At 71.7% G+C, this 23,152-nt stretch carries 27 protein-coding genes; 12 read left to right on the plus strand and 15 right to left on the minus strand.

What is annotated here, in order from left to right; all coding sequences use genetic code 11:
* The first annotated feature begins 4 nt into the window (after positions 1-4).
* A complete protein-coding gene (locus ACFWBW_RS27895; protein WP_385377751.1) occupies positions 5-973 on the plus strand; it encodes an AAA family ATPase in 969 nt (322 codons plus the stop codon).
* A 51-nt stretch (positions 974-1,024) separates the two neighbouring features.
* On the plus strand, positions 1,025-1,381 hold the full coding sequence (locus ACFWBW_RS27900) for an NTP pyrophosphohydrolase (RefSeq protein ID WP_385377754.1): 357 nt from the start codon (positions 1,025-1,027) through the stop codon (positions 1,379-1,381).
* Between the two features lie 40 nt (positions 1,382-1,421).
* Here the strand turns inward: ACFWBW_RS27900 and ACFWBW_RS27905 are convergent, their stop codons facing one another.
* The gene (locus ACFWBW_RS27905) at positions 1,422-1,937 is read right to left on the minus strand and encodes a hypothetical protein (protein WP_385377757.1); all 516 of its coding nucleotides are present in this window, start codon (positions 1,935-1,937) and stop codon (positions 1,422-1,424) included.
* Positions 1,938-2,173: 236 nt separating this feature from the next.
* On the opposite strand from ACFWBW_RS27905, the gene ACFWBW_RS27910 reads away from it, so the two are divergent.
* Positions 2,174-2,548 carry a YbjQ family protein gene (locus ACFWBW_RS27910; protein WP_243332358.1) on the plus strand — a complete coding sequence of 125 codons (375 nt, stop codon included), beginning with the start codon at positions 2,174-2,176 and terminating at the stop codon, positions 2,546-2,548.
* Positions 2,549-2,705: 157 nt separating this feature from the next.
* Here ACFWBW_RS27910 and ACFWBW_RS27915 read toward each other — a convergent pair whose 3' ends face one another.
* Positions 2,706-2,957, minus strand: coding sequence for a hypothetical protein (locus ACFWBW_RS27915; protein WP_385377761.1), 252 nt, complete (start codon positions 2,955-2,957; stop codon positions 2,706-2,708).
* A gap of 427 nt (positions 2,958-3,384) precedes the next feature.
* On the opposite strand from ACFWBW_RS27915, the gene ACFWBW_RS27920 reads away from it, so the two are divergent.
* Entirely contained in the window at positions 3,385-6,822 is a 3,438-nt protein-coding gene (locus tag ACFWBW_RS27920; RefSeq protein WP_385377764.1) for an endo-alpha-N-acetylgalactosaminidase family protein, read from the plus strand.
* On the opposite strand, the gene ACFWBW_RS27925 is transcribed toward ACFWBW_RS27920, so the two are convergent.
* Together ACFWBW_RS27925 and ACFWBW_RS27930 are read right to left on the minus strand one after the other, a co-directional pair.
* Positions 6,800-7,741, minus strand: coding sequence for a helix-turn-helix domain-containing protein (locus ACFWBW_RS27925; protein ID WP_385377767.1), 942 nt, complete (start codon positions 7,739-7,741; stop codon positions 6,800-6,802). The genes ACFWBW_RS27920 and ACFWBW_RS27925 overlap by 23 nt on opposite strands.
* Before the next feature lie 32 nt (positions 7,742-7,773).
* Positions 7,774-8,823: a DMT family transporter gene (locus ACFWBW_RS27930; protein ID WP_385377770.1), complete on the minus strand. Its 1,050-nt coding sequence runs from the start codon at positions 8,821-8,823 to the stop codon at positions 7,774-7,776.
* Positions 8,824-8,851: 28 nt separating this feature from the next.
* Between ACFWBW_RS27930 and ACFWBW_RS27935 the strand changes: the two genes are divergently transcribed.
* The 3 genes from ACFWBW_RS27935 to ACFWBW_RS27945 all read left to right on the plus strand — a co-directional run bounded on the left by ACFWBW_RS27935 (position 8,852) and on the right by ACFWBW_RS27945 (position 11,836).
* Positions 8,852-10,498 carry a PLP-dependent aminotransferase family protein gene (locus tag ACFWBW_RS27935; protein ID WP_385377772.1) on the plus strand — a complete coding sequence of 549 codons (1,647 nt, stop codon included), beginning with the start codon at positions 8,852-8,854 and terminating at the stop codon, positions 10,496-10,498.
* Between the two features lie 196 nt (positions 10,499-10,694).
* Positions 10,695-11,162, plus strand: a complete 468-nt coding sequence (locus tag ACFWBW_RS27940) for an LPXTG cell wall anchor domain-containing protein (RefSeq protein ID WP_385377774.1) — start codon at positions 10,695-10,697, stop codon at positions 11,160-11,162.
* An 8-nt stretch (positions 11,163-11,170) separates the two neighbouring features.
* Positions 11,171-11,836, plus strand: a complete 666-nt coding sequence (locus tag ACFWBW_RS27945; RefSeq protein ID WP_385377777.1) for an RNA polymerase sigma factor — start codon at positions 11,171-11,173, stop codon at positions 11,834-11,836.
* Here the strand turns inward: ACFWBW_RS27945 and ACFWBW_RS27950 are convergent.
* On the minus strand, positions 11,775-12,392 hold the full coding sequence (locus ACFWBW_RS27950) for a hypothetical protein (protein WP_385377780.1): 618 nt from the start codon (positions 12,390-12,392) through the stop codon (positions 11,775-11,777). The genes ACFWBW_RS27945 and ACFWBW_RS27950 overlap by 62 nt on opposite strands.
* A 223-nt stretch (positions 12,393-12,615) precedes the next feature.
* On the opposite strand from ACFWBW_RS27950, the gene ACFWBW_RS27955 reads away from it, so the two are divergent.
* A complete protein-coding gene (locus ACFWBW_RS27955) occupies positions 12,616-13,170 on the plus strand; it encodes a GNAT family N-acetyltransferase (RefSeq protein ID WP_385377783.1) in 555 nt (184 codons plus the stop codon).
* A gap of 93 nt (positions 13,171-13,263) precedes the next feature.
* Here ACFWBW_RS27955 and ACFWBW_RS27960 read toward each other — a convergent pair whose 3' ends face one another.
* From ACFWBW_RS27960 to ACFWBW_RS27995, 8 genes are all read right to left on the minus strand, one after another.
* Positions 13,264-13,674, minus strand: coding sequence for a DUF2690 domain-containing protein (locus tag ACFWBW_RS27960; RefSeq protein ID WP_385377786.1), 411 nt, complete (start codon positions 13,672-13,674; stop codon positions 13,264-13,266).
* Positions 13,675-13,687: 13 nt separating this feature from the next.
* Entirely contained in the window at positions 13,688-14,089 is a 402-nt protein-coding gene (locus tag ACFWBW_RS27965) for a hypothetical protein (RefSeq protein WP_385377789.1), read from the minus strand.
* A 134-nt stretch (positions 14,090-14,223) separates the two neighbouring features.
* Entirely contained in the window at positions 14,224-15,216 is a 993-nt protein-coding gene (locus ACFWBW_RS27970; RefSeq protein WP_385377792.1) for a penicillin-insensitive murein endopeptidase, read from the minus strand.
* The gene (locus ACFWBW_RS27975; RefSeq protein ID WP_385377795.1) at positions 15,213-15,623 is read right to left on the minus strand and encodes a hypothetical protein; all 411 of its coding nucleotides are present in this window, start codon (positions 15,621-15,623) and stop codon (positions 15,213-15,215) included. The genes ACFWBW_RS27970 and ACFWBW_RS27975 overlap by 4 nt, the downstream gene beginning before the upstream one ends.
* 30 nt (positions 15,624-15,653) lie before the next feature.
* Positions 15,654-16,028 carry a hypothetical protein gene (locus tag ACFWBW_RS27980; RefSeq protein ID WP_385377798.1) on the minus strand — a complete coding sequence of 125 codons (375 nt, stop codon included), beginning with the start codon at positions 16,026-16,028 and terminating at the stop codon, positions 15,654-15,656.
* 246 nt (positions 16,029-16,274) lie between these two features.
* The gene (locus ACFWBW_RS27985; RefSeq protein ID WP_385377801.1) at positions 16,275-16,823 is read right to left on the minus strand and encodes a hypothetical protein; all 549 of its coding nucleotides are present in this window, start codon (positions 16,821-16,823) and stop codon (positions 16,275-16,277) included.
* A 33-nt stretch (positions 16,824-16,856) separates the two neighbouring features.
* A complete protein-coding gene (locus ACFWBW_RS27990; protein ID WP_385377804.1) occupies positions 16,857-17,876 on the minus strand; it encodes a LuxR C-terminal-related transcriptional regulator in 1,020 nt (339 codons plus the stop codon).
* A 96-nt stretch (positions 17,877-17,972) separates the two neighbouring features.
* Positions 17,973-18,854, minus strand: coding sequence for a helix-turn-helix domain-containing protein (locus tag ACFWBW_RS27995; protein WP_385377806.1), 882 nt, complete (start codon positions 18,852-18,854; stop codon positions 17,973-17,975).
* A gap of 360 nt (positions 18,855-19,214) precedes the next feature.
* Between ACFWBW_RS27995 and ACFWBW_RS28000 the strand changes: the two genes are divergently transcribed.
* The 3 genes from ACFWBW_RS28000 (at position 19,215) to ACFWBW_RS28010 (ending at position 20,636) form a co-directional block, all read left to right on the plus strand.
* Positions 19,215-19,499 (plus strand): hypothetical protein, encoded by a 285-nt coding sequence (locus tag ACFWBW_RS28000; RefSeq protein ID WP_385377809.1) that lies wholly within the window; start codon positions 19,215-19,217, stop codon positions 19,497-19,499.
* 103 nt (positions 19,500-19,602) lie between these two features.
* The gene (locus tag ACFWBW_RS28005; protein WP_385377812.1) at positions 19,603-20,133 is read left to right on the plus strand and encodes a hypothetical protein; all 531 of its coding nucleotides are present in this window, start codon (positions 19,603-19,605) and stop codon (positions 20,131-20,133) included.
* A gap of 134 nt (positions 20,134-20,267) precedes the next feature.
* On the plus strand, positions 20,268-20,636 hold the full coding sequence (locus ACFWBW_RS28010; RefSeq protein ID WP_385377815.1) for a hypothetical protein: 369 nt from the start codon (positions 20,268-20,270) through the stop codon (positions 20,634-20,636).
* Here the strand turns inward: ACFWBW_RS28010 and ACFWBW_RS28015 are convergent.
* The gene (locus ACFWBW_RS28015; RefSeq protein WP_385377818.1) at positions 20,627-20,998 is read right to left on the minus strand and encodes an RICIN domain-containing protein; all 372 of its coding nucleotides are present in this window, start codon (positions 20,996-20,998) and stop codon (positions 20,627-20,629) included. The genes ACFWBW_RS28010 and ACFWBW_RS28015 overlap by 10 nt on opposite strands.
* Positions 20,999-21,142: 144 nt before the next feature.
* Positions 21,143-21,598 (minus strand): MarR family winged helix-turn-helix transcriptional regulator, encoded by a 456-nt coding sequence (locus ACFWBW_RS28020; RefSeq protein ID WP_385377821.1) that lies wholly within the window; start codon positions 21,596-21,598, stop codon positions 21,143-21,145.
* A gap of 235 nt (positions 21,599-21,833) precedes the next feature.
* On the opposite strand from ACFWBW_RS28020, the gene ACFWBW_RS28025 reads away from it, so the two are divergent.
* Positions 21,834-23,066 (plus strand): MFS transporter, encoded by a 1,233-nt coding sequence (locus ACFWBW_RS28025; protein WP_385377824.1) that lies wholly within the window; start codon positions 21,834-21,836, stop codon positions 23,064-23,066.
* Positions 23,067-23,152 lie beyond the last annotated feature (86 nt).

Raw genomic sequence — 23,152 nt, forward strand, 5'->3', positions numbered from 1 at the left:
ACCCGTGTCCGAAGTACTCGAAACCGAGACCCCCGAGACCCCGGCCGCGCGCCCCGCGCTGCCGGTGGTCCACGTCATGACGGGTCTGCCGGCCTCCGGGAAGACCACCGCCGCGCGCGCCCTCCAGGCGGAGTCCGGCGGCCGGATGCGCCGCGTCAACCTCGACGACCTGCGGGCCATGCTCGACGTGCCCGACCCGGAGCGCGCGCGTTCGTACAAGCACGAGCAGACCGTACTGGACATCCAGGACGCGGCCGTCAGCGCGGCCGTCGAGGGCGGATTCGACGTGGTCGTCGACAACACCCACCTGACCTCGTACATCCCCAAGCGGCTCAAGGCGGCCGTCGCGGGACGGGCCACCTTCGTCGTGCACGACTACACCGACGTGCCCGTGGAGGAGTGCCTGCGGCGAGACGCCGCGCGCGAGCGCCAGGTCGGCGAGGAGATCATCCGGATACTCGCGGACAAGCACGCGAAGGCCAAGAAGGGCGGCTGGCGGCTCACCGCGGACTGGCTCAACGACCAGCCGGACGTGTCCCCGTACGTCCCCGACCCGGCGCTGCCCACCGCGGTGATGTGCGACATCGACGGCACGCTCGCGATGACCGGCGCCCGCAACCCGTACGACTTCTCGCGCTGCGGTCTGGACACGCTGAACGCGCCGGTGCGCGACGCGCTGGACTCCTTCCGGCGGGCCGACGGCGACACCGTCGTGCTGCTGTCCGGGCGGGGCGAGGAGCACCGGGAGCCGACCGAGGCCTGGCTGCGGGAGCACGAAGTCCCGTACGACGAGCTGTGGATGCGGGCTGCGGGCGATACGCGCCGCGACGACATCGTCAAGGCGGAGCTGTTCAACGCGCACGTGCGCGACCGGTACGCGGTCCGGGTCTCCCTGGACGACCGCGACCGCGTGGTGGCCATCTGGCGCCGCATGGGACTGGCGACCTGGCAGGTCAACTACGGGGACTTCTAGTACGGCGGCTTCCCGTACGGCGCCTGCCGGCCGGCTCGTCATACTGGGTCGGTGGACGAGCCGAACGTACTGATCGTGGACGGTGCCAACGTCGTCGGGTCCGTGCCGGACGGCTGGTGGCGGGACCGGCGCGGCGCCGCCGAGCGGCTGCGCGACCGGCTGGCGCTGCGCGATGAGGGCGAGGAGATCGTCCTCGTCCTCGAAGGCGCGGCCCGGGGCGTCGCATCGGTGCCCGGCGTACGGGTGGACGAGGCGCCGGGCAGCGGCGACGACCGGATCGTGGAGCTCGCGGCCGCCTGCGCGGAGCGCGGCGGGTGCGTCGTGGTCACGGCGGACCGGGAACTGCGGACACGGGTACGGGCGTACGGTGCGCGGTGCGTGGGACCGCGCACCGTACGCCCGGCCTGATCGGCAGGACACCCCTAGGGGGTGCGCCGCGGGGCGGTGCCTAGGAGCGGCAGTAGCGGACCTTGCCCAGGTTCTTGACGTAGCGGGCGGAGACCCAGCGGTCGTCGCGGTCCTTGGCGGCCTTCGCCGACTTCGGGGTCATGGCGTTCTTGCGGTCCTCGTCCATGGAGTCCTGCTCGTCGCGCTCGTCGCGCTCGTCCCGCTCGTCCCGCTCCTCCAGCAGGTACCAGAGGTTGTTCCCGTCGACCCGCTCGCCGCGCGTCTTGCACTCGATGGAGAGCTTCTCGTGCGGGTGCACCCGGCCCACCTTGTGGGAGTGGGTGGTCGGCCTGCTGCGGACGGTCAGCGCGCCGCGCGAGATGACGACGCCGCGGGCGTGGCGGCGGTTGCCGTACTCGTCGTCCCGGCCGTAGTCGTCCTCGTCCTCGACGGGGGCCGTCAGGACCGGGCCGCGGGGCGCCGAGTGGTCGGCCGCGACGGCCGTGCCCGCCCCGACCAGGCCGAGCACCAGGCTTCCGGCGGTGAGGGCGAGGATGGTCCTGGTGGGCTTCAGCATGAGCCGGCTCCTCCGAGAAGACGTCCGCCCGGCCGCAGCGCGCGGCACGGGGTGGCAACCAGGCGGTTGCCACCGATGACTATGGCGACGCGGGGCCGGGAGGTCCGGCTGACGCACCGCGACTTAGCCCGATATGCCCAATACGCGGGGCCGGCCGGGGCTCCGTCCGGCTGCCCAGGAGCCCCGGCTCCCTCCTCCGGATGCGAGTACCGTGCGGCGCCGCCAGAGTGGATGCCATGGGTATCGAGGATTACGGCGGCGGCCCCGGCGCGCAGCAGACCGGTGTCATGGTGGTGACGACGAACGACGTCCCCGGCTACCGGGTCGAGCAGGTCATCGGAGAGGTCTTCGGCCTCACCGTGCGCTCCCGCCATCTGGGCAGCCAGATCGGCGCGGGCCTGAAATCGATGATCGGCGGCGAGCTGAAGGGCCTCACCAAGACCCTGGTGGAGACCCGCAACCAGGCCATGGAACGGCTCATCGAACAGGCGAAGGCGCGCGGTGCGAACGCCGTGCTGATGATGCGCTTCGACGTGACCGACGCGGCCGACGTCGGCACCGAGGTGTGCGCGTACGGGACGGCCGTCATCCTGGTGCCGGCGAGCACCTAGTGCTGTGACCGGGAAGGTTCACCGGGTCGCGACGCCCGGCACGGCACCTCGCCGCGTTGTCGGACCACGGAAGTACGTCCGGTACGAGCCGTGGCCCTCCGCCTTGCGATGCCCCGCACCGGACGCCGCGACCCGGCAAACCTTCCCGGCCACAGCACTAGGCCGCCCTCTTCCCCACCCGTAACCACGCGGCGAACTCCTCGACGCCGTCGGTGAGCGCCTCGAAACGGAAGGAATGGAAGAGGTCGAAGGCGTGGTGCCCGCCTGGGAGTTCGACGTACACGACCGGCCAGGTGGAGACGGAGCGCAGGGCCGTGACGAGGGCCTTGGGGTTCTCGGTCTCCACCAGCTCGTCCAGGTCGCCGTGCGCGATGAGGAACGGCGGCGCGTCCGCCCGGGCGAGGTTCACCGGCGAGGGCTCCTGGCGGGCGCCCTGTTGTGGATCCGGCGCGGCGAGTCCGCGGCCTCGTACCCGACGCCTCTGGGGGCGGAGGGCGGCGTCGAGCGGGTGTAGGGGGGCGTCCGTCGGGCGGGGCGGGGCCCGGCGCGTCCGTCGGACCGGGCCGGGTGCGTGCCTCGGACCTGGCTGTGTGCGTCCCTCGGACCGGGCTGCGTGCGTGCCTCGGACCGGGCCCGTGCATCCGTCGGACCGGACCGGGTCCGGCCGCGAGGCGTGCACCCACCCGACCCACCCGTCGCATAAGTCCAGGACGGTGTTCGGCTTTGTCCATGGGCCTGCCGGGCCGGGGTCCGCAGGCTGTCAGGTCAGTGAGCGGACCGCCGGCCTCCACGGTGTGCGGTCTTCCGCCCAGGAAGCGCCGACTCCCGGAGGTCCGATGCGAACCCCCCTCTGGCCGGCCGCAGCCGCGGTGGCCGGTCTCGTGGCCACCTTGGTCGTGGCTCTGCCCGCCACCCCCGCCGTGGCGGCCGCCCCCGTGACGATCACCTCGCCCGAGCTGTCCGTGAGCGTGGACAGCGCCTTCCCCCGCGTCATCAGCTACACCCGCACCGCCACCGGGGACGTGCTGAACGGCAACGAGGACACCATCGGCGCGATCGTCGTCAACGGAACCACCTACACCCCCACCGTCACCGCGACCCCCTCCACCTCCGGCGTGGACTACGCGCTGGCCTTCTCCGGAGTGACCATCAGGTCCCGGCTCTCCGTCACCGGTTCGGTGGTGGAGTTCAAGGTCACCGCGATCGAGGACACGGCCGCCCTGCGCGTACGCAGCTTCGCGATCCCGGGCCACAACCTCGTCAGCGTCCGCAGCAGTCAGAGCGGCGCCGCGCTCTCCACCGCGAAGATGCACACCGCCACCACCGGCACCGGGGACACCTTCACCCCGATCACCGCGAACACCCCGGTGGACGCCTCCGCCACGACGGTGATGTACGGCCTGGCCAACACCGGCAAGCTGGCCGCGGCCATCGACTCCAACTCGTACTACGACGCCCCCTCGGGCGCCACCGCCAACGAGAACGGCCGGATCAGCAAGCAGGTCACCGACAAGGGCACCTACCGCAGGGCCGGCCTGTGGAGCGGATCCTGGCTCTACCGGTCCACGGGAGCCGCCGACACCGACACCGAGCCCCTGCCCTACGTCCGCGTCGCGATCACGGCCGACCGCAACGCCGACTCCACCGTGGACTGGCAGGACGCGGCGGTCGCGTACCGGGACATCTGGACCGCGCCCACGGGCTGGCAGCAGACCGCGGACCGGGTCGTGCAGCGCATCCCCTTCAACTTCGCCTCCGCCGCCACCCACCCCTTCGCCGAGACCCTCGACGAGACCAAGCGGGTCAACCTCGCCACCGACGGCCTCGGCCAGTTCGTCCTGCTCAAGGGGTACGCCTCCGAGGGCCACGACTCGGCCCACATGGACTACAAGAACATCGGCTCCAAGCTCGGCGGCGCCACCGACCTGAACACCCTCACCACCGTCGGCCACAGCTACAACGCCGACTTCGGCGTCCACATCAACGCCACCGAGGAGTACCCGGTCTCGGCCACCTTCGATCCGGCGCACCAGACCGGCGGTCTCGGCTGGGACTGGCTCGACCAGTCGTACTACGTGGACACCCGCAAGGACGGCCAGTCAGGCGGGCGCCTCAAGCGCCTCCAGGACCTCAAGGCGGCCGCCCCCGGCCTGGACTTCCTCTACGTGGACGTCTGGTACGGCGACGGCTACCTCTCGCGCAAGCTCGAACGCGAGATCGGCGGCCTCGGCTACCAGCTCGCCACCGAGTTCCCCGCCTCCCTGACCGGACAGTCCCTCTGGCACCACTGGGCCACCGACGTCAACTACGGCGGCACCGACCTCAAGGGCATCAACTCGAACATCGCCCGCTTCATCGCCAACCACACCAAGGACGACTGGATCGCCGCCAACCCGCTGCTCGGCGGCGCGGAGATCACCGCCTACGAGGGCTGGCAGGGCAAGCGGGACTTCACCTCCTTCCTCACCACCACCTTCGCGACGAACCTGCCGACCAAGTACCTCCAGGAATCCCCGATCGTGAAGTGGATCGCGGGCTCGGTCACCCTCGCCAACGGCACCACCGTCACCACCTCCGGGAACACCCGCAAGATCACCACGGCTGGCCGGACCGTCCTCGACGGCTCCGCCTACCTGCTCCCGCGCGACGGCAAGCTCTACCACTGGAACGACAAGGCCGCCTCCACCACCTGGACTCTGCCGGCCGGCTGGTCCTCGCCCAAGCTGTACAAACTGACCGACACCGGACGCCAGTTGGTCGGTGACCTGGCCGTCACCGGCGGGCAGGTCACCATCAACGCCGCCGCCAGGACCGCCTACGTCGTCACCAACGGCGCCGCCCCCGCCCAGGCCGACCCGAAGTGGGGCGAGGGCGCCCCCGTCAAGGACCCCTCCTTCTTCTCCGGCAACCTGAACGCCTGGTCCGTCACCGGAAGCGGCGCCGCCGTCACCCGCAACGCCCAGGGGCAGAACGAGCTCACGATGGCCGCGAGCACCGCGCCCGCCGTCTCCCAGCAGCTCACCGGGCTCACCCCCGGCACCTACGCCGCCTCCGTCTGGGTCTCCACCCCGGCCGGCCGCGCCGCCACCCTCACCGTGACCCCCGCCGGAGGCACGGCCGCCTCCGTCTACGCCGACTCCTCGCCGCTGACCAACAACCTCGGCGGCAGCGAGAAGAACGGCACCAGGATGCAGCGCATGAAGGTGCTGTTCGACGTCCCCGCGGGGCAGTCCGCGGCCACCCTCAAACTGTCGGCGGCCTCCGGCTCCGGAACCGTCTACCTGGACGACGTACGGGTCGTCCGCTCCGCCCGCACCCCGCTGAACGGCCACTGGTTCACCGAGGACTTCGAGAACGTCGACGCGGGCTGGGGCCCCTTCGCCTTCGGCGGCGCCGGCGGCGCGGCCACCGACCCGCGCACCCACATCGCCCAGCGCAACGCCCCGTACACCCAGGCCGGCTGGAGCGGAAAACTGGTCGACGACGTGATCAGCGGGCAGAACTCGCTGAAGTCCCACGAGGAGCGGCAGGGCCTGGTCTACCGCACCCTCCCGCAGACCCTCCGGCTGACACCCGGCCGCTCGTACAAGGTCACCTTCAGCTACGAGAACGGCTTCAGCGGGGACTACCAGTTCATCACCGGCTCCGGGAGCACCGAGACGGCCACCGCGCTGAACCAGGCCCGTACGGCCACCACCTTCACCAAGACCTTCACCGCGGGCACCGACGCCTGGATCGGCGTACGGAAGGTGACCGGCGAAGGCTCCCACAACGAGGCCGACTTCATCCTCGACGACCTCGCCGTCGACGACCTGGGCACCGGGAGCGGCGGAGAACTCCTCGTTCCGCAAACCCAGATGAGCGTCAAGGCCGTCGACAGCCAGGAGACGGCCGGCGAGAACGGCTCCGCGGCCAACGTGCTCGACGGGGACAGCGCCACCATCTGGCACACCCAGTGGTACCAGGCCACCGCGCCGATGCCGCACGAGATCACCCTCGACCTCGGCGCCTCCTACAACGTCTCCGCCCTGCACTACCTGCCCCGCCAGACTCAGAGCAACGGGCGCATCGCCGACTACCAGGTCCTCACCTCCACGGACGGAGTCACCTGGGGGACCGCGGCAGCCTCCGGCACCTTCGCGAACACCACCGCGCAGCAGGACGTCGCCTTCACGGCGCGCACCGCGCGCTACGTCAAGCTCAAGGCCACGAGGGAGGTTTCGGGCAATCCGTGGACGGCGGTCGCGGAACTCAACATCGGCTACCTGCCGTGACGGGGGCGGGTGCGGGTGCGGGTGCGGATGCGGGTGTGGGCGGGGACGGGGGCGGCTCCTGGGGCGACGGGAGCCACCGCACCGACTGCTGCTGTACGGATTGCTGTTGGCGGAACCGGACGGGCGCCACGCCCACCCGGCGGCTGAACAGCCTGCTGAAGTAGGCGGCGTCCTCGTAACCGACCCGCCGGGCGACCCCGGCGACCGGCAGGTCGGTGCGGGCCAGCAGCTCCTTCGCCCGGCTCAGGCGGATACCGAGGAGGTACTCCTTGACCCCCTCCCCGGTACTGCCCCGTACCGCCCCGCGCAGTTCGGGGAGGGACATCCCGAGCCGGGCGGCGTGTTCGGCCACCGAGATCGGCAGCAGCGCGTCCCGGGCCAGGGTGTCCATCACGGTGTCCCCGTGCCGCGACACCTCGGCCCGGGCGTAGCGCAGCGCGACGAGCAGCCCGTGCACGGCCGCGGCGGCCTCCACCTCCAGCAGCGGGCCGCCGAGCCGGGCCGCCCGTACGATCCCGTCGACCACGTGCCGCACCCCGGCCGTGCCGCTGAGCGGTACCAGCGGGCGGTCGGGGGTGACGTAGCCCAGGTCGGTGTACGCCTCCACGCTGTGGCCGGCGAAATCCACGAAGCACTCCTCCCAGCCGGTCTGCGGATCCGGGCCGTAGTGGTGCTCCACCCCGGGCACGAGCCACAGCAGCGCCGGGGCCGTCACCGGCTGCGGGGCTCGCCCGCCGTGGCTGAACCAGCCCCGGCCGGCGCAGACCACCACCGCGACGTGGTGGTCGAGGGCGCGCGGGCCGACCACCGGCAGCACGCCCTCCTGTACGCCCACACCCAGGCACACCAGCCCGAGCCGGCGATGGTTGGCGGTCGGAGAGAAGTACCGCATCCAGCTGCTGTACGGAGGCGTTGCCATCTGCGGATTGTGATCCACAAGGCGGGGAGCGCTCAAGGGGCCGCGGACTCCTGGGCGTTACGAGGCTTTCGCGCATCGGGGGTGACCGGCGAGGCGGGGGCGGCAGGCGCGACGGCGGTGGCAGGCGAGCCCGCCGGGACCGGGATCACCGGCCTGGGCAGCGTGACCGACGGCCCGCCCGGGGCCCGCTCCGGCCGGAGTCCGAGAGCCAGCCCGGCGACCACCACGGCCAGGCCCAGCCACACCGCCGGCCCCGGCACCCCGCCGCCGGTCACGGCTCCCGCGCCCGCCGCCGCGAGCGGCGCCACCCCGGCCAGCAGACCGGCCCGGCCGGCGCCCACCGCGGCCACCGTGCGGTACCAGAGGAGGAAGGCCACCGCCGTCACCAGGACGGCGAGGTATCCGACGGCCGCCCATTGGCGCGGGCTCACCGACACGAGCTCGGAGGGCCCCTCGACGCACACCGTGAGCACCGCCAGCATCACCGCGCCCAGCCACACCGCGTGCAGCGAGACACCCCACGGGCCGTGGCGCCGCAGCACCGGTACCGCGAGCAGCGTGAAGGCGGCCTCGCAGCCCAGCGCGAGTGCGGCCCAGCCCACTCCGGCCGCGTCGGTCCGGCCGGTTCCCTCCACCAGGACCGCACCGGCGACCACCACCAGCGCGGCCAGCAGCACCCGGAGGCTAGGCCTGCGGCCCTCCAGCAGCGGCCCGATCATCCCGAGCAGGATCGGTGCCGAGGCGACGGCGACGGCGATGACGGCGGGCTCCGCGTGCGCGACGCCCCGTACGACGGCCACGTTGAACAGCACCAGGCCGGTCGCGGCGACCCCGGCCAGCCACAGCCACTCCCGGCCGCGCGGAGCCCTGATCGGCACCCGGGCGAGGCGGGCCAGGCCGTACAGGAGCAGCGCGGCCACCGCGTAACGGGCGGCCTGCACGCCGAAGAGCGGGGCGTCGACGAGGGAGTGGGAGACGGTGACGCTGCTGCCGACGAGGGCCATGCCGACGATGCCGGGGGCGAGATCGCGCAACTGCCGGGGCGAAGTGGGTGAAGTAGGTGAAGGGGGCGAAGTGCTCATACGTCGAGCCTGGCGCCACAATGGACCCGTGGACAGGTCCAAAGAGAGCACCATCCAGGGGTCCGAAGTGGTGGGAGCCCGAGCAGTGGGGTCCGGAGCACAGGCACCCGGAGCACAGGCACCCGGAGCACAGGCCTCCGGAGCACAGGCCTCCGAAGCGCCGGCCTCCGGAGCACCGGCCTCCGAAGCGGCCGGGTCGGACTTCCTCCAGCTCGACATCGGCCGGGCCCCGGCGGGCGGCCGCACAGACTGGCTCGCCGACCGGCTGCGCGCCGCCATCGCCGACGGCACGCTCGCCGTCGGCAGCCGGCTCCCCGCCAGCCGGGTCCTCGCCGCCGAACTGCGGGTCTCCCGGGGACTGGTCACCGAGGCGTACCAGCGGCTGGCGGAGACCGGCCAGGTGGCCGGCCGCGGCAGGGCCGGGACCGTCGTGGTGGCCGCACCGGTGACGGAGCGGCCGTCGCCGTCCCGGGTACCCCGCACCGCCCGGTCCGGCCCGCCGGATCCGGCCGGCCCGTTCACCCCGGGGCCGCGGGGCGGCCCCGTCGACGCGCTGCGCGCCGCCCCGTGCCGGATCGACCTCTCGCCCGGTGCGCCCGACCTGACCGCGTTCCCGCGCACGGCCTGGCTCCAGGCCGAGCGCCGGGTCCTCGCCGAGCTCACCCCCGCCGACTTCGGCTACGGGAACCCCCAGGGGACCCCCGCCCTGCGCGAGGCGATCACCGGCTGGCTCGCCCTGAACCGCGGCATCCGCGCCGACCCCGACGAGGTCGTCGTGGTGGCGGGCGTGGCCCAGGCACTGGCGCTGCTGGCCCAGGTGCTGCGCGCGGAGGGCGTACGGCGCATGGCCGTGGAGGACCCCGGCTCGCTCGGGGCGCGCCAGCAACTGGAACACGGGGGCATGGAGATCCTGCCCGTACCGGTCGACGGGGGCGGCATCGACACCGCCGCCTTGGCCGCCGGCCCGGCCCAGGCGGTGGTGCTGACACCGGCGCACCAGTTCCCGACCGGGGTCGTCCTCGACGGAGAACGCCGCCGCGAACTCCTCGGCTGGGCGGCGGCCGGCGGAGTCGTCATCGAGGACGACTACGACGCCGAACACCGCTACGACCGCGCCCCCGTTCCCGCCCTGCGGGCCCTGCTCCCGGAGGCCGTCTGCTACACCGGAAGCGTCTCCAAGCTCCTCGCCCCCGCGCTGCGGCTGGGCTGGCTGCTGGTCCCCCGGCGCCTGCTGGACGCCGTGATCGAGGCCAAGCGCTACGCCGACCTCGGCAATCCCGTCCTCGCCCAGCTGGTGCTGGCCCGGCTGATGGCCTCGGGGGAGCTGGAGCGCCACCTGCGCTTCGTACGCCGCCGCCACCGGACGCGGCGGGACGCGATGCTCCGCGCGATCGCCGCCGAACTGCCCGGCGCGCGGGTGCACGGGGCGGCGGCCGGGCTGCACCTGATGGTCACCTTCGACGGGGACGCCGCCGGGCCCGGCGGCATCGACGACACGGTGCTGGCCGCCGCGGCCCTGGAGCTCGGGGTCAAGGCGCACCCGCTGTCCTGGCACCGGATGACCCCGGGCCCTCCGGGCCTGGTGCTCGGCTACGCGGCGGGGCCGGTGGGGGAGATCGAGGAGGGGGTCGCCGTCATCGGTGCGGCCCTGCGGCGGCTGCGGCGGCTGCGGTAGGCGCGGGAGTCGCGGGACACGCGGGGGCCGCGGGAGTCGAGGGGCTCGCTGGGGTCGCGCCGGGTCTGAGAGACGCGCGGCTCCCGGAGTCGCGAAAAGTTTTTCGGAAACGGCGGCAACCTCCCGGGCACTCGCGCGTCGTGCGGGGGTGAAGGGCGTGATCCCGCGCCCCGGCACCCGACCGTGGAGAACCACCGTGAAGAACCTGAAGCGCGCCCCGCTGTCCGTCCGCAGGGCGGCGGGCCTCGCCGTCGCCGCCGCCGGGGTGGCCGTCGCGCTGGCCGGGCCGGCCTCCGCCGCACAGGGGGCGTCGTCCGCCTCGCCGACGGCCGCGCCCGCACCGGCGACGACCGCGACGCCGAGCACGGCGCCGAGCGTGGCCCCCTCGGCCCCCGCGCCCTCGGCCCCCGCGCCCTCGGTGAGCCGGCCCCCGAGCGCGACGCCGAGCGCGGCCCCCAGCGCCGCCCCGAGCGCGCCCCCGACCGTCGCCCCGGGCGGGACGCCGACCGCCGTTCCGAGCGCGGCCCCCGCCTCGCCCGACGCGCCCGAGCTCGCGCATACTGGCTCCTCCGCCACCAACGCCGCACTCGGCGTCGGGGCCGCCGTGCTGATCACCGCCGGGGCCGCGACCCTGTACACCCTGCGGCGCCGCACCAACGGCTGAGGACCTCCGTGCTCCACCTCGCACCATCCCTGGGCCCCGCCACGACCGGTTTCGACCGGCCGTGGCGGGGCTTGTGGTCGTTCCTGCTGCGCCGGGAGCGCACCCGGGCGGCGCAGGCCCCGCCCGCGCCGCCGGAGCCGTACCGGCACGGGTACACGTACGGCCACCCCTCCGAGGCGGGCGGCCCGCCGCCCACCGTGACCGAGCTCTACCACGCCCACCGGCTGCGGATGGTCCGGCTGGCGGTGCTGCTGGTGGACGATCTCGGTACCGCCGAGGACGTGGTGCAGGACGCCTTCACTGCCTTGTACCGGCGCCACGGCGAGCGGATCACCGAGGTGGACAACGCGTTGGGCTACCTGCGCACCTCCGTCGTCAACACGGCCCGCTCCGTGCTGCGCCGCCGCCGGACCGCCCGCGCGTGGATCCCGCAGGCACCCGCCGACGTCCCCTCCGCCGAGGCGTCCGTGGTCCTCGACGAGGCGCACCGCGAGGTCCTGGCCGCGCTGGGGCGGCTGACGCCGAGGCGGCGGCAGGTCCTGGTGCTGCGCTACTGGGCCGACCTCAGCGAGGCGGAGATAGCCGAGACGCTGGGGATCAGCCGGGGAGCGGTCAAATCGAACGCGAGCCGCGGGCTGGACGCGCTGGAACGGACTCTGGAGGGTCGGATATGACGCGTGGGCAGGAGCCGCCCGCGGGGCCGGGCGGAGAGCCGGCCGAGCGGCCTGTGGAGTACCGCCTGCGGCAGGCCCTGGACGCCCGCGCGGCCGGGGTCACCGTACGAGAACTGCGCCCGGCGCAGCCGCCGGGGCCCGGGGTGCGGCGCCTGCCGTGGGCCTGGCCGCGCGGTGTCAGGCTGCCGTTGGCGGGGCTGGCGGCGGCCGCCGCGGTGGTGGTGTTGGGGTACGCCGTACTGTCTCCGGACGCTCCGGTCCGCCCGGGCCCGGTACCGGTGCCGCCGGCCGCGCCGCCGTCGCCCACGCCGACCGCCTCGGCTTCGGGACCGGTCCCCGCCGATCCGTTCCCGTCCGTGTCCCCGTCGCCGAGCACGCGCCCTTCGGCTCCTTCGGCCGCGCCCTCGACCTCGTACAGGCCCACGGTGAGCCCGTCTCCGGTGCCGGAGACCGGTACGGGGACGCCGCGGCCGAGTTCCGCACCCTCCGCGCCTTCGGGCACGACGGCGGCCGCGTCACCACCGTCGGCCTCGGCCTCGTCGCCGCCCACGGCCACGCCGGGCCGCCGCTGACGCAGGCGCGGGCGCGGCCCGCCCGTGGCGGCCGGCCGAGTTCCAGGGCGAGGCGGCCGTAGTGGACCTGGGACCCCTGCGCGTCCAAGTTCGCCCTGTCGTCCCCGCGTTCGCGGCGCACACCCGCACTGATACGGGCTGACGCCCACGGAGTACCGCGCGCGGAGCGCCGGGAGCCCGCACCAGGGCACGGCATAGGCTCGGCCCATGAACGACAGCACACACGGCATACGGATCCGGCCGGGCGGCCCGGCGGACGTGCGGACCATTCTGGACATGCTCGACTCCGCGGTGGCCTGGATGAACGCCCGCGGCAACACCGAGCAGTGGGGGACGACCCCGTACTCCCGCATTCCCGGAGGGGTGGAGCGGGTCCAGCGGTACACGACCGAGAACTCCCCGTTCGTCGCGGAGCTGGACGGGGTGCCCGTCGGAGCCCTGGTGCTCGACTCCGGGCCCAGCCCGAAGATGCCGATGATCGCGCCGGCCGCGGAACCCGAGCGGTACGTCCGGCTGCTGGTCTCCGACCGGCGCCACGCCGGCCTGGGCATCGGGTCCGCGCTGCTGGCCCGGGCCGTGGAGGAGACCAGGCGGGCCGGCGTGGGCCTGCTGCGGGTCGACTGCTGGGCGGGCGGTACGGGCGAACTGGTCGCGTACTACGAACGCAACGGCTTCACCCGCACCGCTCCGTTCGTCTCCGGCACCTGGCCGGGCCAGGTACTGGCGCAGCGGGTCCAGACCCTGCCGGGGCAGGCGGCGTGACGCCGAGGCGGGAGGGGACCGCGAGGGAGGAGACTCCCTTGCGGCCCCTGCGGGCTCACCGCCCGCGTGCCCCCGTGGTGAAGCGGCGGGTCGTCAGTACCCGCCCGAGCATTCTGCGTTCTCACCGTCGGAGCGGGGCCAAAAGCCGCACGCCCAGGCCGTCACGTCCTTGTCGTTGACCATGACGCTGAAGAACTTGCCGCTGCCCGAGGTCGTGTACTTCTTGCCCTGATCGTTCTTGATCTCGATCCTGGAGCCGGACGGGGCGTTGAGGACGAAGCGTCCCCATGCGGCTCGGCAGGACGGGCTGTAGCGCAGCTCCATGCTGCCGAACGCGCCCGTACTGACCGTGCGTGCGTCGTTCTGGCAGATCGTGTTGGCGGGGTTGAGTCCGTTGCAGGACGCGGCGTAGCAGCTCGTGGCGGCTGATGCCGTCGGTGCGGCGATCAGGCCGGTGACGAGGAGTGCTCCGCTGCTGAGCAGGACGGCCAACTGCTTCTTCATGGTGTCGCCTCTTCTAGAACGGGCCGGTGGGGCACGCGGACTGGGTCTCGATCTTCACGTGGGTGACGGTGAGCACCGACGGCACCGGTGTCCATGACTGGTTCGGCTCCACGCAGGTCGTGTAGGACATGCCCGCGTCGGAGAAACGGATCATGACGCGGTCGTCGTTGCGGGTGTTGACGACGGCCCTGGCTCCGCGACTGCGGGATCCCAGCGTCTGGAATCCGGACGTGACGTCCTGGTACGACGCCGTCGGGCGGTTGTTGTTGTAGTCGGCGATCGTGAGGTAGAAGCAGACGTTGGGCCATTCGCATCCGTGGCGCGAGGCGGCCGATGCGGGTGTCGTGGTGAGGCCGAGCAGACTGGCTGCTGCGACGAGACCCGCGGCAAGTGCTGTGGTTCTTGGCTTCTTCACGGGCGGTGCGCCTCCATGAGGGCAGATTCGACAGGGGGATCGCGCGTGGTGACGCACGTGGTGATGCGCGTGGTGATGCGCGTGGTGACCGCAGTGATCGGTCCGGGCCCGGGACGCCGCGCTTCGCGGTCCGCTCAGCAGCGGTAGTCCGCGTCCGCGTCGGGATTGGGGTGCACGGCCTCGCAGTAGCGCACGTGCAGGTGGTTGTCGTGGTTGGGGTAGGACGCCGTGAGACCCTCGGAGATCAACTGCGGGTCGTTGAAGTACACCGTCTTCACGTGCCCGGGGGCCGCTTTGCGGATCTCCTGGACCAGGCGGCGGGTGGCCGCGCGGTCGTACTCCGTGGACCGCCAGGTGATCCGGCCCGCCGTGCACTGGGCGCTGTCGGTTCGGATCGGCCAGATGTCCGCGTCCAGACCCTGCTCATGGCTGGCGTGCCCGGGGATGTCGCCACCGAGCTCCCAGCTCAGGTCGCCGAAGGGAACCCTCCCGCGCCCTGTGGCGGCGAACGCCTTCGCCGCCGCTTCCAGTTGGGCCACGGCTGCGGCCGTACCCCAGTTGGCGGCGGTGTTGCCGTCCGGATCCTGGTCGCAGAGATTGTTCGGGGCGGCATCGACCCGCTCGAAGTGCCAGAGCAGGTTCTTCCAGGTCGCCGGACCCGCGACGCCGTCCGCGGCGAGCCCCGCCTGGCTTTGGAACCGCACCACAGCGGTCTTGGTCGCCGCACCGAACACGCCGTCCACGGTCAGCGAAGAGCCGGACTTGGTGGTGAGCTCGCTTTGCAGGGCGCGCACTGCGGGGCCCGACGCGCCTTCTCTCAGCGTGGGCGTCAGGGAAGTCCACGTCGCCGGGCCGGCGATCGCATCCGATGCGAGTCCGTGCGCCGACTGGAAGCGCTTGAGAGCGGCCGCAGTTGCCGTGTCGAAGTGACCGTTGACCGGCGTGGTCTGATCCGCTGCCGTCAGGAGGTGCTGGAGGGCGAGGACGTCCGTACCGCGGTTGCCCGTCGACTGGGCCGGGAAGGCGGCCCGGTCGTAGGCGGCGGCATCGGCCGCCGGGCCCGCAACGGCCAGCATCACGGCCGCCGAGACGCTCACGCCGACGCGGACTCCGGCACGGATGCTCACGAGTAGACGTTCCACTCGAGCTTCCCCTTCCAGGGAACCTTCGGAGCGCCGCCGACGACGTCTCCGGCGGCGGCGATGCAGAACCGGGTTCCGGAGAGGAAGTTCGAGCCGATCAGCTTGCGTCGTCCGTCGCCGATGTCCACGGGCTGTCCGTGGACGTTCTTGTCGTCGCACTTGTACCAGAAGACCTTGACGGCAACGGCAGAGTCCGTCAGCGTCAAGTAGATGTTCGATCCGGATGAGGTGATGGTCCGGGAAGTCCCGTAATACGTGTAGTAGTTGCCCGCTACGTCGCCGCTCACATTGGTTGTCGTGGCGTGGGCGGTGCCTGTTGCCAGAACCAGCGCGCCGGCTACGGCGAGCCCGGTGACGAAGAGCCTTCTCCTGGTTCCCCGAAGAGAATTCATGACGGTTTTCCTTTCGCGCACGAGATGGGCTCAGCTGCAGTAGGGGGCATCCGAGATGTCGATGGCGACGGGGTGGCCGCCTCCCATGACGGAGAAAGCGGAGCCCGATTTCGCGTCGAGGCACACGTTCTTGCCGGTGCTCATCTTGATCCAGACGACGTCGTCTTGGCGCGAGTTCTGCACCGAGTAGGAGCTGCGGGCATTCGGCCCGAGTTCCTGATAGTGCATGTCCTTGTACATGGCGACGGTCCGCCCTGCTTCCCAGTCCGCGCTCGACTTGTAGAAGCACACGTACGGCCAGGGACATCCGGCCACCTGGGCCCCCGCGGCAGCGGATCCGGCGGTGAGGGCGGACGTCCCGACGGCAAGCCCGAGAGCGGCAACCGCGATACCTGCTGCACGCATTGCTTTCCTGCTGAACATGGAAACTCCCTGATTCGCTATCCGAGTGCGGGTCCGGATGACGGGGTGAAGCAATTCCCCCGATTCCTGAATGCAGCAAGAGCATCCACCGGGCAGCGTGTTTCAGGGAAGGTCCAACTGCTGAGTGCAAGTGCTCCTGAGCGGTTGATGTCGGCCTGCGGTGACCAGGCAAGGGGCCGCCCGCGGTGTGCGAGCGAGCCGCGCAGGCCAAGGGCTGTCCCGTAACTGTCAGGAGGGGGCGCGCGAGGCAGGCAGGTCCAGCAGGACGCGGTGGCGCATCTGCAGGTCGGTGGTTTCGGCGAACACCTGCATGGATGCCTCCAGCCAGGCGGCCTTGATGTCCTGTGCCTCGTCCAGGGCGGAATCACGTACCCCGCCGGGTCCGTACGCCGGCGACCGGTCTGCACGCAGAGGCACGTGGGCGCTGTACCAGGCCCGCACGGCACCGGCTCGCTCGGCATCCGTGCCAACCCGCAGGTAGTCGACCAATGCCGCCATCACACGGCGGCGTCCGAATGCGTAGACCGCCGGCTCGACGAACCATCGGCAGAAGCTGGGGTCCGGTTCGTAGACGGCTGCCGCCATCAGTGGGGCGAACCACTCCTCGGGCAGACTTGCACGTTCGAGCAGGGGCTTACGTACCGCGTGGGCGAGGCGGCGGGCATGCCGGCCTTTCGGCTCCATGGCGACGTCTCCGACGCCCAGCAACTGGGCCATCTCTGTCACGCATGTCAGGAATGAAAGCGGTTCCATGCCGCTCTGCTCGTCTTCGGCCATGGCAGCATTCTGGACCGGCCAGGCACTGTGTGTTCAGCTGCGTGCGGCCGGGGCGTCGCTCTCCTCGAGCCAGCCCGCCTGGGCGGCGCGCAGGCCGGCTTCGAAGCGGCTCCGCGCGCCGAGCCTTTCCATGATCGATGCCATGCTGCGGCGGACCGTACTCAGGGACACTCCGAGCCTGCCCGCAGCCCGCTCGTCGGTGAGGCCTTTGGCCAGCAGGATCAGCAACTCGCGCTCTTGGGAGGTCAGGCCGGTGTGCCGGTGTCGCTCCCGTTCCGCTCCGAGAGGCAGCGCTACGTCCCACACCTGCTCGAAAAGGGTCCCGAGCGCTGCCATGGCACCCGCCGAGTACAGCAGGACGGCGCCGCGCCGGGTTTCGGCCGGGTCGAGAGGCACCAATGCGCTCGCGCCGTCGACCAGGATCATGCGGAGCGGCAAGGAGGGCACGGTGCGTACCTCTCCACCGGCCTGTGTGAGCCACCGGGCATAGGCGAGTGTCGGCGCACTGTTGCGCACACTGTCCAGGCAGACCGTCCGGATCGCCACGCCCCGCTGCAGGACGCGGGCGTCGTTGCACCGTGCCGCCTCGATGGATGCCGGGGAGTGTCCGCCCCCGGGCATGAACGTGCACACGGAGGTGGTGGCCCGCTCGGCGATCTGCTCCAGACGGTCCTGGATGGCGTCCATGCCGTCCAGCCGCTCGCTGTCGAGCCCGATGCGCTCGGGGGCCGGTTCGGCGAAGTCGGAGATCATCCGGCCGACGGCAGCGTGTCTCTCCTCCAACTCGCGTCGCCGTTCGTCCAGTTCGTCCTGTTGGCGACGGAGTAGCAGCTGTAGCCCCATCGAGGGGTGGATCGCCCGCCAGCTCCCCGAGCTTTCCACGGACCTCCTGAGCAGGGCGAGCTCGGCGAGCCGGTCGAGTGCGTCTCTCACCTGTGACTCGTCGAATCCGAGATCGGCGGCAATCTGTTCGACTCCCCACCCCTCGGGCCGGGAGGCCATCAACCGGTAGACGGCCTCGGTTGCCGCGTCGAGCCCCAGTGCGGACAGCATGACGCTCCCCCGTGTCGAAGTGCCGCGGTGAGTTGGCTATCCGCGCGGACAGCAGCGTGCGCCACGCCGGCCCCCCGGTCTTGTAGAAAACGGCTGTCAGCCTCCCTCGAGGAGCAGGCTGGTCACCCTGCCCGCAACCCGGTCGAGAGGGGAACCCGCCGGCAGCCCGGCGCGTAGGAGCGCGAAGCGCGAAGGGGTGAGCCCGGTCATCGCTCTGAACTCCCGGATGCAGTGTGCCTGGTCGTGAAATCCGCCGTGCGCGGCCACCCGTGCCCCGTCCAGCCCCATGGTCTGCAGCCGCAGAGCGCGCTGCAGCCGGGCCACGCGGGTGACGGCCTTGGGAGACAGCCCCACCTGCTGACTGAAGCCGGAGCGAAGATGGCGTGGGCTCCAGCCGACCTCCCGGCAGATGCGGGCAAGCGCCCCGGGCTGTCTGTCGGATCGCAACAGGGCCAGGGCGGACCGGACTTGAGGTGAGACGACGCCGCCGTGTTCGCTGAGCCCGGAGAACACGGCATCGAGGAGGGCGAATCGCTCGGGCCATGAGCGTGCATGCCAGAGCCGTTCCACCAGGTTGGGTGCCGTCGGGCCGAGCACGTCGGTCAGGTCGACGAAGTTCTCCGTGAACTGCCTCATGGGGATCCCGAAGACCTGGTAGGCCCCGAGCGGGGTGAACGTCACCTCGATGCCGTGCAGGCCCCCCGCGTGCGTCCCGCGGGTCGGTGTGGTGCGCAGGCCGGAAAGGAAGGAGGAGGCCCCCGCGCGCTCACCGCCTGCTGTGAGGTGCAGCTCGCCGGCGAGATTGACGACCACGGTCACCACGCCGTCGGGGATCTCCAGGCGGCAGCGGGACAACCCCTGGGGGAGCCGGTAGCCGTGATAGCCCAGAACCATTCCCCGAAGGGAAGGTCCGGGAGGGGACCTGAAGCTCGCCGACCCTTCGTGGGCGGTCGGCGGCTGTTCGATGCTCGTTTCCATGGCCACCCCCGAGTCCGGTGCCCGTGGTCAGGCGGACGCCGTCAGGTCCTGCTGAATGGCGCCGACCCTAGCTGACGGAAGTGGCGACGCACCTGGTCAGCGTGGTGATTGGCCGGATTCCTACGACGTCCTGCGGCGGTCCGGACCACCGCTGCCCCATGGGGGCTGACACCAAGCTGTCCGGAGCGGTTGATGTCACCGAGGCCCTCTTCCCTGAGCCCGTATCGACAGGAAAGCTCTTCCTCATGAACACGGCGGGCCCGTCTCCGGAAGACCGGCCGGCCGTCCCCCTCGACGGTCAGGAACGAGGCATGTCATGTTTCTCATCCTCTTCGGCTTGATCTGGGACTGAGTGGGGTCGTGCACCTCGCCCTGACCCTGATCTCCCTTGCGCCGCCCCCCGAGCATCCCGAGCGACACGTCGACCGCCACCAGGTCACGGACATCATCTGGGCGAGCGCAGCGCCCGCGGACCGTCTGGAGCACGTGTACGCCCGGTCCGCGGAGGGCCGACTGGACATCGCGCTGTACCTCTTCGCCAACACTGCGGAGCACGCCGCGGAGTCCGGTCAGCGCCTCATGCGCAAGGTCCTCGCCGGCGCACCAGCGCTGGCCGGCTGGACCACGAACGAGCGCGCACCGTGACACGCGTAGCGCGCACAGAGCCGTAGCCGACGTCCGGCGTGACCACCGTTCGCACGCGCCGGACACCCCCTGTCGACACACCTTCCAGAGGAGACCTCTCACCATGCGCAACCGACTCCGCACCACCCTCGTCACCACCCTCGCCGGCGCTGCCGCCTTCACGGCCCTGGTCGCCACCCCCGGCACCGCCAGCGCCGCGGTCACCAAGCTCAGCCACTCGACGGCCATGAGCAAGATCAATGCCAACGGGGGCATCAGCGTCGTCTCCAGCGGCGGCTGCAGCAATCGCAACGTCTCGACCTGCACCTCGCTGGAGCAGGTCAACTCGGCCAGCATCAGCGACGTCATCGTCCTTCGTAACGCGAGCAACTGCCAGCTGACCATCACCGGCGGCACCGAGACCGGCCACGCCAGCGGCACCTACAGCCACTGGAACGGCTACAAGATCGACTTCAGCCCGACCAGCTGCGTCAGCAACTACGTGACGAGCAGCTTCACCCGCATCGCCAACCGCGGCGACGGCGCGGCCCGTTACCGCTCTGCCGCAGGCAACGTCTACGCCCGCGAGAGCAACCACTGGGACGTCACCTTCTGCGGCGGCAGCGCCGCCTGCACCAGCTCGGCCAGCTCCTGACCTCCCAGACGCACCGCAGGGGTGCGGGCCACTTCGCCCGCACCCCTGCGGTCCCACACCTCATCGATCGGAGACGGCCCATGGCCATGAGACGAAGGGCAGCCTTCACCGCTGCTGCGGCGGGAGCCTTGATCTTGGCTCTTCCCTCTGTCGCGCACGCGGCCTGGGAGGGCGGCTGGCATGCGAGCAGGCTGAGCGACGACTGCGGCGGATCCATCGGGTACTACCACTGGGACTACGTCGGCCAGGCCGGCGGCAAGCCGTTGTACAACACCAAATGGGACATGGTCGTGACCGACGGCTGCCTCGACGACGGCAGGGACGTCGGCATCTATGCCAAGTACTGGAAGTGGGACGGCAGCGGGTGGGTCGACAAGACCAAGACGTTCAACGCCGAACTGCCCAGCGTCGGCAAGGGCTACAACCTCCGCGACGTACAGATCTACGTCTGCAAGGTCGGCCTGGCCGGCAGCTGCGTACCTCTCAAGCGCTACTACGTGTAACCGCGACTGCCGCGACACCGCGCCCGAACACGACCCCGCCCGGGCCCGGTTCCGGAGGAGTAGTTGCTGCCCGGGACATCCAGGCAGAGGTTGTTGGCGTACTTCGGGTGGAAGTACCAGCCTCCTTCGGAGGCCCGTTCCAGGCACCACTTCTCGTTGGTGTGCGGGGATTCGCTGCCCGCACTCCAGGTGATGACCTGCGCCCCCTTTCCGCCGGCGCCCCGCACGTTGAGGTACGCGAGGCCGGATGTGTTCTGCCACGTCGTGGGCTGCCACCCGTTGGAGCAGGTGTGAGCGGCGGCGGCAGGAGTCGCGGCCGTCCACCCGACCCCCAGGACCGTTCCCGAGCTGCCGCCGCTCACCGGGTCTTGATCACCGGACGGCTCAGCCCGCACTGAAGAGGACGAGACCGGGTGCCTGCACTGTCCCGTCTGAAGAACCGGAAGGCCTTTCGGGACGGAGGCGGCAACGGCATCCGCCCCCACCGCAGTTGCCGAGGGCGGCCTTCAGGAGGCCGGGGTGTTGCGCACCGCGGCCACCAGCAGGGCGAGTTCCGGCTCGCGCGCCGCCTCGTCCAGTGCCTCGCGCAGGGCGGTGTCGTTCGTGGGGCGGGCCTCGGCCAGGAGCTCCAGGCCGGCCGGGCTGACTTCGGTGTAGATGCCCCGGCGGTCGGTGTCGCACAGGTAGCGGCTGAGCAGCCCGCGGTCCTCCAGCCGGCTGACCAGCCGGGTCGTCGCGCTCTGGCTGAGGACGACCGAGTCCGCGACCTGGTGCATGCGCAGGTGGCCGCCCGGGCCGCTGTGCTGGCGGCTGAGCACGTCGAGCAGGGAGTACTCGCGCACGCTCAGGTCGTGTCCCGCCTGGAGCGCGCGCTCGATGTGCGTCTCGATGCGCCCGTGCAGGAGGGAGAGTGCGCACCAGCCCTGGGAGAGGGCGGTGAGTGCGCTGTCCGTGGCCGTCATGGGCTTCCTCCTCGAAGGCGTGTGACTCCAGGATAGGGCACGTCTGCAATTGCCCGCGCTTGCAAATAACCCGCGTCTGCAATTAATGTGGACGCAGGCAACCCGCCGCGGTCAATACCGCTCCGGTCCGTAGCGCCGTGGTCGGCACCGCCGCCCCGCCAGGGGCCGGTCGGCCCGGACCCCCTCGGACACCGGCCGCGCCGCACACGCACCCTCCCTTGAAGGGCACCCCCTCATGCCTCTCGCACTCCTCGCACTCGCCATCGGCGCCTTCGGGATCGGCACCACCGAATTCGTGATCATGGGCCTGCTTCCCGAGGTCGCCGGTACCTACGGAGTCTCGATCCCCACCGCCGGCTTCCTGGTCACCGGCTACGCCCTCGGTGTGGTCCTCGGCGCCCCGCTGATGACCGTGCTCGGCACCCGCATCCCGCGCAAGCGCATGCTGATGCTGCTCATGGGCCTGTTCATCGTGGGCAACGTGATCTCCGCGCTGGCCCCCGCCTTCGGCGTCATGCTCGCCGGACGGGTCGTGGCCTCCCTCGCCCACGGCGCCTTCTTCGGCATCGGCGCGGTCGTCGCGGCCGAGCTCGTCGCCCCCGAGAAGAAGGCCGGAGCCATCGCCATGATGTTCACCGGCCTCACCGTGGCCAACGTCGTCGGTGTCCCGCTCGGCACCCTCGTCGGCCAGCACCTCGGCTGGCGCGTCACCTTCCTGATCGTCGCCTCGCTGGGCCTCCTCGGCCTGCTCGGCATCGCCCGGCTCGTCCCCGACCTGCCGCGCCCCGAGGGCGTACGGATCCGCCACGAGCTGGCCGCGTTCCGCAACGTCCAGGTGCTCCTGGCGATGGGGATGACCGTCCTCGGCTTCGGCGGGGTCTTCGCCGCCATCACCTACATCACCCCGATGATGACCAACGTCGCCGGCTTCGCCGACACCTCCGTCACCTGGCTGCTCGTCCTCCTCGGCCTCGGCATGGTCGCGGGCAACCTGGTCGGCGGCCGCTTCGCCGACCGGGCGCTGATGCCGATGCTGTACACCTCCCTCGGCGCGCTCGCCGTGGTCCTGGCCGCCTTCACCCTCACCGCCCACACCCGGGCCGGCGCCGCCGTCACGATCTTCCTCATCGGGGCCCTGGGCTTCGCCACCGTGCCGCCGCTGCAGAAGCGCGTACTCGACCAGGCCGCGGGCGCACCCACCCTGGCCTCCGCCGTCAACATCGGCGCCTTCAACCTCGGCAACGCCCTCGCCGCCTGGCTCGGCGGGCTCGTCATCGCCGCCGGACTCGGCTGGACCGCCCCGAACTGGGTCGGCGCGGCACTGGCCGCCTCCGCCCTGGTCCTCGCCCTGGTCTCCGGCGCGCTGGAGCGGCGTACGGGGACCCGCGCGGGCGGCGAAGGCGGCAGCCGGGTCATCGCGGCAGGCGCCCCGGCGGCGGCGACCACCGCCGTCCCGGCCCACCACTGATCCACCACCCCACCCCCGCCGGACAAAAAGCAAAGAGAAGCAGAAAAAAGGCAGGGCACAGAAGAAAAGGAGGGAGGAAGGTGGAA

This window comes from Streptomyces sp. NPDC059957, from assembly GCF_042730015.1.
Classification (GTDB): Bacteria; Actinomycetota; Actinomycetes; order Streptomycetales; family Streptomycetaceae; genus Streptomyces.

Coding starts and splice junctions, on each gene's coding strand:
- ACFWBW_RS27905 (WP_385377757.1), bottom strand. CDS start 1,937: ATGCTGAAGCCCACCAGGACCATCCTCGCCCTCACCGCCGGAAGCCTG.
- ACFWBW_RS27910 (WP_243332358.1), top strand. CDS start 2,174: ATGGGTATCGAGGATTACGGCGGCGGCCCCGGCGCGCAGCAGACCGGT.
- ACFWBW_RS27920 (WP_385377764.1), top strand. CDS start 3,385: ATGCGAACCCCCCTCTGGCCGGCCGCAGCCGCGGTGGCCGGTCTCGTG.
- ACFWBW_RS27925 (WP_385377767.1), bottom strand. CDS start 7,741: ATGGCAACGCCTCCGTACAGCAGCTGGATGCGGTACTTCTCTCCGACC.
- ACFWBW_RS27930 (WP_385377770.1), bottom strand. CDS start 8,823: ATGAGCACTTCGCCCCCTTCACCTACTTCACCCACTTCGCCCCGGCAG.
- ACFWBW_RS27955 (WP_385377783.1), top strand. CDS start 12,616: ATGAACGACAGCACACACGGCATACGGATCCGGCCGGGCGGCCCGGCG.
- ACFWBW_RS27960 (WP_385377786.1), bottom strand. CDS start 13,674: ATGAAGAAGCAGTTGGCCGTCCTGCTCAGCAGCGGAGCACTCCTCGTC.
- ACFWBW_RS27975 (WP_385377795.1), bottom strand. CDS start 15,623: ATGAATTCTCTTCGGGGAACCAGGAGAAGGCTCTTCGTCACCGGGCTC.
- ACFWBW_RS27980 (WP_385377798.1), bottom strand. CDS start 16,028: ATGCGTGCAGCAGGTATCGCGGTTGCCGCTCTCGGGCTTGCCGTCGGG.
- ACFWBW_RS27985 (WP_385377801.1), bottom strand. CDS start 16,823: ATGGCCGAAGACGAGCAGAGCGGCATGGAACCGCTTTCATTCCTGACA.
- ACFWBW_RS27990 (WP_385377804.1), bottom strand. CDS start 17,876: ATGCTGTCCGCACTGGGGCTCGACGCGGCAACCGAGGCCGTCTACCGG.
- ACFWBW_RS27995 (WP_385377806.1), bottom strand. CDS start 18,854: ATGGAAACGAGCATCGAACAGCCGCCGACCGCCCACGAAGGGTCGGCG.
- ACFWBW_RS28005 (WP_385377812.1), top strand. CDS start 19,603: ATGCGCAACCGACTCCGCACCACCCTCGTCACCACCCTCGCCGGCGCT.
- ACFWBW_RS28020 (WP_385377821.1), bottom strand. CDS start 21,598: ATGACGGCCACGGACAGCGCACTCACCGCCCTCTCCCAGGGCTGGTGC.
- ACFWBW_RS28025 (WP_385377824.1), top strand. CDS start 21,834: ATGCCTCTCGCACTCCTCGCACTCGCCATCGGCGCCTTCGGGATCGGC.